Genomic DNA, 7,300 nt, shown 5'->3' with positions numbered 1-7,300 from the left:
GACGACCCGGAGGGCGAGGCACGAAGTGCCGAGTAATCCCTCCCTCTCCGCCAGATTCAAGCAAAGGGGCCCGCGTGGCCCCTTTTGCATTTCCAGCTGCAGCCGCCACGGGATTCGAACCCTCGATCAATGAATACGGCGGATCGAAGGCACCGTAAATCCGAAGGATGGACTGAGCCCTGCTACCCAGACGGAGAGGGACGACTCGTGAGCGCCGGGCTAGTCCAGACGCAGGGAGTAGTCGATGGCGTGCAGGTGCTTGGTCAGGGCGCCGACCGAGATGTAGTTGACGCCGGTAGACGCCATCGCCGCCAGGTTGTCCGGCGTGACCCCACCAGACGCCTCGGAGATCGCACGGCCGCGGATGCGCTGCACGGCGGTGGCCAGATCCTCCATCGACAACTCGTCGAGCATGATCACGTCGGTCCCCGCGGCCAGGGCCTGATCGACCTCGTCGAGGTTTTCGGTTTCCACCTCCACCCAGCGTCCAGCACCCAGGGTACGCGCACGTTCCACCGCGGCGGCGATGGAGCCGCAGGCGGCGATGTGGTTCTCTTTGATCAGCACGGCATCCCAAAGGGCGAGGCGATGGTTGTAGCCGCCGCCGCAGCGCACGGCGTACTTCTGGCCGTGACGCAGGCCCGGGAGGGTCTTGCGGGTATCGAGGATGCGGCTGTCCGTACCCTCCAGGCGAGCGACCCAGCGGGCGGTCTCGGTGGCGGTCCCGGACAGGGTCTGCAGCAGGTTGAGGGCCGCGCGTTCGGCCGCCAGAACGGCCCGCGCGGGGCCTTCCAGTGAGGCGACTGCGCACGGTTCGCGGCCGACCTCCACAGGGGTGCCCTCGGCGACCTGCCAGTCGATCCGGGTCTCCGCCGCCAGGCTGGCGAACACCCGGTCGAACCAGGCCTGGCCACAGACGACCGCGTCTTCCTTGAGCAGCAGAGTGGCGCGCGCGACGCGGTCGGAAGGGACCAGCGCGGCGGTGAGGTCGCCGTCCAGGCCCTTGGGACCGAGGTCCTCCGCGAGCGCGGCCTCTACCTCGCGCACCAGCATGGCGGCATCCGGTCCCGCGGGGCCCTGGGCGAAGGGGTCGGGCGGGTCGCCCGCGGCGTGGTCCTTATCGCTCATGGCGATCCGGCATCGGACGGTGGGCCACGTAGTCGTCGCGCAGCTTCTTGACCAGGCCGGCCAGCAGGATCAATGCGATCAGGTTGGGTGCGGCCATCAGGATGTTGGCGATGTCGGAGAAGTTCCAGACCACGCCCAGCGGGATGGTCGCACCGATCACGATGAGGATGACGAACACGACGCGGTAGGGCATTACCGCGCGTTCCCCGAACAGGAAGTAGGCCGAGCGGTCGCCGTAGTAGGACCAGGCAATCATGGTGGAGAAGGCGAACAGCATCAGGCTGATGCCCACCACCATGGCGCCGAATGGACCCAGTGTGGCGCTGAAGGCCGAGGCGGTCAGCGAGGCACCGACCACGTCCTCGGCACGGTCCACATAGGCCCCGGTGACGACGATGGCCAGGCCGGTCAGGGTGCAGACCACGATGGTGTCGATGAACGGCTCGAGCATGGCTACCGAGCCCTCGCGCGGCGGGTCGCCATTCTTGGCCGCGGCGTGGGCCATGGCCGAGGAGCCCAGGCCCGCCTCGTTGGAGAACATGCCGCGCGCGACGCCGTACTGGATGGCGAGGCCGATGGCGCCGCCGCCGGCGGCCCACGGGTTGAGCGCGAGATTCAGGATGGTCCCGATCGCGCCCGGGACGGCGTCGATGTTGGCGGCGATCACCACGAACGCGCCCAGCATGTAGATCACGGCCATGAACGGGACGATGGTCGATGCGATCATGGCGATGCGCTTGACCCCGCCGATGATCACCAGCGCCACCAGCACGGCCATGGTCAGGCCGATGATCAGGGCCATCCAGCCCATGATGTCGTCGTCGGCGCGCAGGTCCGGCACGATGAAGGTCAGGCCGTCGACCACCGAGTTGGCCTGCACCATGTTGCCGATGCCGAACGAGGCGATCAGGGTGAAGGCGGCGAACAGGATCGCCAGCTTCTTCATCTTGAGGCCGTTGAGCAGGGTGAACATCGGCCCGCCGGCGATGCTGCCGTCCGGGGCGATCTCGCGGTAGCGAACGGCCAGGGTGGTCTCCGCGAACTTGGTGGCCATGCCGAAGAAGGCCGTCACCCACATCCAGAACAGCGCCCCGGGGCCACCCAGCGCGATCGCCGTGGCGACGCCGGCAATGTTCCCGGTACCGATGGTGCCGGACAGCGCGGTCGACAGCGCCTGGAACGGCGATATCTGCCCGGTGCCGCCGGCGCGCCCGTCGGCGCCGCGCAGGGCGCGCCAGCCCTCGCGGAAGGCGACAACCTGGACCAGGCCCAGGCGAATGGTCAGGTAGAGCCCGGTACCCAGCAGCAGGACCAGGGTGATCGGGCTGCCCCAAAGAAGGCCGGCGGTGTCGCCGAGGAACTGGTCGATGGTGTCGAGCATCGGTGGGTCCTTGTGGTCCGGTGCGGCTTTGGCTGAAAACTCTACCGCGCACAACGGGTGTTGACGATAGCTTTTGTCGAACCCGGGCATGGGGATCGTCTGTGGAACGCCGCGGTGGACCCTGTTTCAATGGCGGCTTCGACTCTCGAGGACGATGCATGACCGAATCCTCTCTCGCCGCTTCCGGGCCGGATCACGGCAAACCGGTACCCCGGATCTTTCTCGTCGGATCGCTGATTGCGCTGGCGGTCTTCATCTGGCTGGTCAGCCTGCTGTGGCCGATGCTGGAAGAGCGCATTACCGACCTGAACACGCTGCAGATCGGCTTGCTGGCGAGTTTCGTCGCCGGTCTGATGACCGCGGTGGGGGCGATCCCGATCTTCTTTCTGCGCCGCGTCAGCCAGTCGGTCGAGGACGCGATGATGGGCTTCGGTGCCGGGGTGATGCTGTCGGCCACGGCCTTCGAGCTGGTGCTCCCCTCGGTGGAGCAGGCCGAGGCGCAGTACGGCGGCGTGGGCATGGCCATTGTCGTGCTCGCGGTGGGGATCGGGCTGGGTGGCGGTGCATTGCTGGCACTGCACAAGCTCGTGCCGCACGAGCATTTCTTCATCGGGCCGCAAAGCGGGGCCGACCCGCAGAAGATCCGGCGGGTCTGGCTGTTCATCTTCGCCATCGCCCTGCACAACCTGCCGGAGGGTCTTGCTGTGGGCATCGGCTTTGGCGGCGATGAGGTGAGCGACGGGATTGCGCTGGCCATCGGGATCGGGTTGCAGAATATGCCCGAGGGGATGGTGGTGGCCATTGCCCTTTTGTCCCTGGGCTACAGCAAGTGGGCCGCATTCGGGGTCACATTGCTGACCGGGCTGGTGCAGCCATTCGGTGGCCTGATTGGCGCCGGGGCCGTCACGCTGATGGAGTTTCTGCTCCCCTGGGGACTGGCGTTCGCGGCCGGGGCAATGCTGTTCGTGATCAGCCACGAGATCATCCCGGAGTCGCATCGCAAGGGCCACGAAGCGCAGGCCACAGTGGGCGTGCTGGTCGGCTTCGTCGTCCTGCTCGCGATCGACATGGCGCTATAGGGTGCGGGTGGCGGGTCGCCACTGGCACCATCATTGCCAGGCGTGCTGCGACGAAGCAAACTCCTTGCGAAACCGGCGGATCCTGACGCTCTGCCAGCTTTCGGAGGTTTCTCGCTGCGCTCGCCCTTCGGGCCGGCCTGCGGCCGTTCAACGCGCTGCGCGCCGTTTTGCCGCGTCGCCTTCGGCTCCTCGCAATGTCGGTGCCAGTGGCGTGCGATGGGGGATTAGGCAGGGTGGCCGCCTTGCAACGGAAAGTCGTCGCCGCCCGTCCGGGCTTTCGCGCTGGAGATATTTCGGTCTACAATTAGTTTCGTCTGCGGGTGCCCGACAATGCCCGCACACCGTTCTGGAAGAGATCTGCGATCGCGAGTCGATCGGCAGACGCCGAAGGCGCAACATCCGCCCGGAATCGCTCAGGCTACAGGACCGGAACGGTGCAGGAGACACACTCTGGAGAGCGGCCGGAAATGGCCCACCGAAGGGGGCGGTCGCGCAGTCTGGCAAAAGGCTGACGCGACGCAAACTCTCAGGTTTCAGGACAGAGGGGCGGCTGGCAGATCAACCCTGCTGGCCGCCCCTTTTTTTATGCCCGGCGCACGGGGCCCGGGCCTCGCGGTTCCACCGGCCCGACCGGCGAACCGACCACGACACGGACGCAAGGCGAGAACACCATGACGACGTTGAACACAACTCCGCTCCATGCCGCGCATCAGCGCGCCGGGGCCAAGCTGGTCGATTTCGCCGGCTGGGAGATGCCGCTGCACTACGGCTCCCAGATGGAGGAGCACAAGCGCGTACGCGAATCCGCCGGCATGTTCGATGTCTCGCACATGCAGGTCGTGGATATCCACGGCCCGCAGGCGAAGGCCTTTCTGCGCTACCTGCTGGCCAATGATGTGGCCAAGCTGAAGACCGAGGGGCGCGCGCTGTACAGCTGCATGCTGAACGAGGCCGGCGGCGTGATCGACGACCTGATCATCTACTGGACCGGTGGCGATACCTACCGCGCCGTGGTCAATGCCGCCACCGCCGAGGGCGACATCGCTCACATGCAGGCGGTCGCGAAGGACTTCGACGTGAACGTGCAGGCGCGCCCGGAGTTCGCCTTGATCGCGATCCAGGGCCCGCAGGCGGTGGAGAAGACCCTGCCGCTGCTGCCGGCCGATCTGCGCAATGCGGGGGATCTCAAGCCGTTCTCCGCGGTCTGGAACGACACGTGGTTTGTCGCCCGTACCGGCTACACCGGCGAGGACGGCTTCGAGGTGATGCTCCCGGCGGAGGAGGCCGACGGCTTTTGGGAAAAGCTGAAGGACGCCGGCGTGTACCCCATCGGCCTCGGCGCGCGCGATACGCTGCGCCTGGAGGCCGGCATGAATCTCTACGGCACGGACATGGATGACCAGACCAATCCGCTGACCGCCAACCTGGGCTGGACCATCGCGCTGAAAGATGCCGAGCGCGACTTCATCGGCCGCGGGCCGATCGAACAGTCGAAGGCCGAGGGCGTGAAGGAACGCATGGTCGGGCTGGTGCTGGATGGTCGCGGCGTGCTGCGTGGCGGGACCCGCATCGAGACCGACGCCGGCGATGGCGTGGTCACCTCCGGCAGTTTCTCGCCCAGTCTGGGCGTGTCGGTGGCGTTCGCGCGTATCCCGGCCGGGGTCGAGGCCGAGCAGCTGCACGCGGACATCCGTGGCCGCAAGCTGCCGGTGCGCGTGGTCAAGCCGGTGTTCGTCCGCAACGGCGAGCCGCAGATCGATCTGCCGAAAAACTGAAGCGAGGATTGCCTCTTTCTGCGTGTGCCGGACTACACTGCGCAGGCGGGATCTAACAAGCAAAAGGAAGATGTCATGAGCGAAGCACCGAAGGATCTGAAGTACACCAAAAGCCACGAGTGGGTGCGCAGCGAGGCCGACGGCAGCGTGACCGTGGGCATTACCGATCACGCGCAGGAACTGCTGGGCGACCTGGTGTTCGTCGAGGCCCCGGAAGCCGGCAGCAGCATCGCGGCCGGCACGGCCTGTGCCACCGTGGAATCGGTCAAGGCCGCCTCGGATATCTACGCGCCGATCTCCGGCGAGGTGACCGAGGTCAACGAGGACCTGGCGGACAGCCCCGAGAAGGTCAACGAGTCGCCCTTCGAGGATGGCTGGCTGTTCAAGGTGAAGCCCTCCGATGCCGGGGAGCTGGATGCCCTGATGGATGCGGATGCCTATGCCGCGCACGTCGAGGCCGAATCCTGAGCGTAGCCGTGCATCACCGGTCCCGGCCGCGTCCGGCCGGGACCCAACCGAAGTTCGCCGCAATCGGCGAAAGCGAGACCTGACATGCCGTTTATCCCGCATACCGAAGAAGACATCCGTGCCATGCTCGCCAGCATTGGCGCTGAATCCGTCGAGGACCTGTTCGACGAGATTCCCGCCGACCTGCGTTCGCCGCCGCTCACGGGGATTCCCGAGGGCGAGAACGAGATGGGCATCACCCGCCTGATGCAGGAGCGGGCCGCGAAGGACGGCATGCCATCGAATTTCATCGGGGCCGGTGCCTACGAGCACCACATCCCGGCCGCCGTGTGGCAGATCGCCACGCGTGGCGAGTTCTACAGCGCCTACACGCCGTACCAGGCCGAGGCCAGCCAGGGCACGCTGCAGCTGATCTACGAATACCAGACGATGATCAGCCGCCTGACCGGGATGGAGGTCTCCAATGCCTCCCTGTATGACGGCGCATCCGCCCTGGCCGAGGCCGTGCTGATGGCGGTGCGCGTGAATCGCCGCTCCAAGGCCAAGCGCGTGCTGCTCCCGGGGGCACTGCACCCGGACTATCGCAAGGTGGTGAAGACGCTGATCGGCAACCAGGGCATCGAACTGGTCGAGTTGCCGTTCGACGAGACCACCGGCCAGACCCCGGTGGAGGCGCTGGCGCCGCATGCGGACGAGGACGTCACCGCCATGGTGATCAGCCAGCCGAACTTCTTCGGCATCCTGGAAGACGTGGATGCCCTGACCGGCTGGGCCGAGGAACGCGGCATCCCGGTCATCGCCGTGGTGAACCCGGTCTCGCTGGCGCTGCTGAAGCCGCCGGGCGAATGGGGCACCAATGGTGTGGACATCGTGGTCGGCGAGGGCCAGCCGCTGGGCGCGCCGCTGTCCTCCGGCGGGCCGTACTTCGGCTTCATGACCACGCTGAAGAAGCACATCCGGCAGATGCCGGGGCGCATCGTCGGCCGCGCCGAGGACGCCGACGGCAAACCCGGCTTCGTGCTGACCCTGCAGGCACGCGAGCAACACATCCGCCGCTCCAAGGCGACCTCGAACATCTGCACCAACCAGGGTCTGGTGGTGACGGCGTCGACGATCCATATGTCGCTGCTGGGCGACGAGGGCCTGACCCGTGTGGCCGAGGCCTGCTACGCCAACACCCACGCGCTGGTGGAAAAACTGGCCGCCAAGGGCATCAAGCCGCGATTTACCGGCGAGTACTTCCACGAAGTCGCGCTCGACTTCGGTGGTGACGCCGCGAGCCGCGTGCAGGCGATGGCCGATGCCGGCGTGCTGGCGGGCTTCCAGCTGGGCCGTGATTACGCGCAGCTGGACGGCTGCGTGCTGGCCTGCGCCACCGAGACCAAGACCGAATCCGACCTGGAGCAGTACGTGACCAGCTGGGAGCAGGCCGCCTGAGGCGGCACTCGGTTCCCCGCGGTCAACGACAC

General features: G+C 66.8%; 6 protein-coding genes and 2 riboswitches. Of the genes, 4 read left to right on the top strand and 2 right to left on the bottom strand.

The genetic code is table 11. The annotated features are described in order from the left end of the window. Positions 1-219 precede the first annotated feature (219 nt). Positions 220-1,128, bottom strand: a complete 909-nt coding sequence (nadC, locus tag ACESLR_RS01360; protein WP_373024060.1) for a carboxylating nicotinate-nucleotide diphosphorylase — start codon at positions 1,126-1,128, stop codon at positions 220-222. Beyond that, entirely contained in the window at positions 1,118-2,509 is a 1,392-nt protein-coding gene (locus tag ACESLR_RS01355) for an alanine/glycine:cation symporter family protein (protein WP_373024061.1), read from the bottom strand. The genes nadC and ACESLR_RS01355 overlap by 11 nt, the downstream gene beginning before the upstream one ends. A gap of 158 nt (positions 2,510-2,667) precedes the next feature. Between ACESLR_RS01355 and ACESLR_RS01350 the strand changes: the two genes are divergently transcribed. The 4 genes from ACESLR_RS01350 to gcvPA all read left to right on the top strand — a co-directional run bounded on the left by ACESLR_RS01350 (position 2,668) and on the right by gcvPA (position 7,268). Beyond that, entirely contained in the window at positions 2,668-3,588 is a 921-nt protein-coding gene (locus ACESLR_RS01350; RefSeq protein ID WP_373024062.1) for a ZIP family metal transporter, read from the top strand. A gap of 337 nt (positions 3,589-3,925) precedes the next feature. Beyond that, a riboswitch (glycine riboswitch) is annotated at positions 3,926-4,027 on the top strand. A gap of 1 nt (position 4,028) precedes the next feature. After that, a riboswitch (glycine riboswitch) is annotated at positions 4,029-4,140 on the top strand. 119 nt (positions 4,141-4,259) lie between these two features. After that, positions 4,260-5,363, top strand: a complete 1,104-nt coding sequence (gene gcvT / locus ACESLR_RS01345) for a glycine cleavage system aminomethyltransferase GcvT (RefSeq protein WP_373054328.1) — start codon at positions 4,260-4,262, stop codon at positions 5,361-5,363. Between the two features lie 75 nt (positions 5,364-5,438). Next, positions 5,439-5,831, top strand: a complete 393-nt coding sequence (gene gcvH / locus ACESLR_RS01340; protein ID WP_373024064.1) for a glycine cleavage system protein GcvH — start codon at positions 5,439-5,441, stop codon at positions 5,829-5,831. An 84-nt stretch (positions 5,832-5,915) separates the two neighbouring features. Continuing rightward, complete coding sequence (gene gcvPA / locus ACESLR_RS01335; protein WP_373024065.1) at positions 5,916-7,268, top strand: aminomethyl-transferring glycine dehydrogenase subunit GcvPA; 1,353 nt, start codon at positions 5,916-5,918, stop codon at positions 7,266-7,268. Positions 7,269-7,300: the final 32 nt, after the last annotated feature.

Source organism: Thioalkalivibrio sp. (assembly GCF_041685615.1).
Classification (GTDB): Bacteria; Pseudomonadota; Gammaproteobacteria; order Ectothiorhodospirales; family Ectothiorhodospiraceae; genus Thioalkalivibrio.
Note: the sequence above shows the minus strand (reverse complement) of the source record. Positions and strands in the feature narration are given on the sequence as shown.

What these genes read in the sequence shown, in the direction of transcription:
- gcvPA (WP_373024065.1), top strand. Translation starts at nt 5,916, where the DNA reads ATGCCGTTTATCCCGCATACCGAAGAAGACATCCGTGCCATGCTCGCC.
- ACESLR_RS01350 (WP_373024062.1), top strand. Translation starts at nt 2,668, where the DNA reads ATGACCGAATCCTCTCTCGCCGCTTCCGGGCCGGATCACGGCAAACCG.
- ACESLR_RS01355 (WP_373024061.1), bottom strand. Translation starts at nt 2,509, where the DNA reads ATGCTCGACACCATCGACCAGTTCCTCGGCGACACCGCCGGCCTTCTT.
- nadC (WP_373024060.1), bottom strand. Translation starts at nt 1,128, where the DNA reads ATGAGCGATAAGGACCACGCCGCGGGCGACCCGCCCGACCCCTTCGCC.
- gcvH (WP_373024064.1), top strand. Translation starts at nt 5,439, where the DNA reads ATGAGCGAAGCACCGAAGGATCTGAAGTACACCAAAAGCCACGAGTGG.
- gcvT (WP_373054328.1), top strand. Translation starts at nt 4,260, where the DNA reads ATGACGACGTTGAACACAACTCCGCTCCATGCCGCGCATCAGCGCGCC.